1 protein-coding gene and 1 pseudogene are annotated in these 1,479 nt (G+C 74.3%); one reads left to right on the top strand and one right to left on the bottom strand.

The window, feature by feature from the left end:
* Window positions 1-509: pseudogene (locus HGA02_RS19070) on the bottom strand (hypothetical protein); the annotation flags it as partial.
* 34 nt (window positions 510-543) lie between these two features.
* On the opposite strand from HGA02_RS19070, the gene HGA02_RS19065 reads away from it, so the two are divergent.
* A partial coding sequence (locus HGA02_RS19065) for an ATP-binding cassette domain-containing protein (RefSeq protein WP_246248102.1) occupies window positions 544-1,479 on the top strand: 936 nt, incomplete at its 3' end.

Below are 1,479 nucleotides of genomic sequence, written 5' to 3'. Positions count from 1 at the left end.
CGCTCTTCCGATCTCTCGGCCTCCTTGCGGGCCTCGGTCTCGCGTCGCTGACGCTCCTTCTCGACGTCCGCGAGCGCGCGCGCCCGCTGGTCCTCGGCCTGCTGGAGCACCTTCGCGCGGTCCCGCTCGGCCTTCTCGTCGTCGCGGCGCCGGCGGTCCGCGTCGCGCTGCGCGCGGTCGGCGTCCTTGGCAGCGACGCGCTCGGCCTTCTCGCGGTCCCGCCGGGCGCGCTCGGCCTCCTTGGCGGCGGCCCGCTCGGCCTTCTCGCGGTCGCGACGCAGCGCGTCGGCCTCGCGGCGTGCGTCGTCGGCCTCTCGTTGCGTGCGTGCGGCATCGGTCGGCGTGGGTGCGACGTTCTCGCCCCGCTCCCGCGTCTCCGCGCGTGCTGCCGTTCCCGCAGCCTCGTCCGCCACGCCGTCCTCGGCTCGCCGCTGCGCGCCCGATCCGTCCGCCTCGTCCACGTCGACCTCCTTGACGCCCGATCCTATAAGTGTGTATGACATACGCACACAGTTTACGACGTACACAGAAGGAGGCCACGCGATGACCGCACCGATCGTCGTCGCCCGCGGACTGCGCAAGTCCTACGGCGACCTCACCGTCCTCGACGGCGTCGACCTCGACGTCCACCGCGGCGAGGTCCTCGCCCTGCTCGGGCCCAACGGCGCGGGCAAGACGACGACCGTCCGCATCCTGTCGACGCTCCTGCGACCCGACGGCGGCACCGCGACGGTGGCCGGTGCCGACGTCGTCCGCGACCCCGCGGCCGTGCGCGCGGCCATCAGCCTCACCGGGCAGTACGCCGCGGTCGACGAGCTGCTCACGGGCGCGGAGAACCTGCACCTCATGGCGCGCCTCGCGCACCTCGGCAGCCGCGAGGTCCGCACGCGCACGGCCGAGATGCTCGAGCTGTTCGACCTCACCGACGCCGCGGGCCGTCTGGTCAAGACGTACTCGGGCGGCATGCGCCGGCGGCTCGACCTGGCCGTGAGCCTCCTGAGCCGTCCTCAGGTCGTGTTCCTCGACGAGCCGACCACCGGCCTCGACCCGCGCAGCCGCGGCGACCTGTGGGACGTCATCCGGGACGTCGTCGACGCGGGCGCGACCCTCCTCCTCACCACGCAGTACCTCGAGGAGGCCGACCGCCTCGCCGACCGGATCGTGGTCATCGACCACGGCCGCGTCATCGCCCAGGGCACCGCGACCGAGCTCAAGCGCACCGTCGGGTCCGCGCACGTCGAGCTCGTGCTGCGCGACGGGACCGTGCAGCGCGTCCCCACCGACGGGTCCGTCGCCGACGTGCACCGCATCCTCGGCGACGTGTCGGCCCGCCCGCTCGACGTCGCCGCGTGGCAGGTCCGCGAGCCCACGCTCGACGACGTGTTCCTCAGCCTCACCGGCAAGCCGACGGAGCCGACCGCCGGCGACGGCACCGCCGGCCCGGGCAGCACCGCCGACCGCACCCGTCCGTCCGCCGAC

It is taken from the genome of Cellulomonas septica (assembly GCF_012396155.1).
Classification (GTDB): Bacteria; Actinomycetota; Actinomycetes; order Actinomycetales; family Cellulomonadaceae; genus Cellulomonas; species Cellulomonas septica.
Note: the sequence above shows the minus strand (reverse complement) of the source record. Positions and strands in the feature narration are given on the sequence as shown.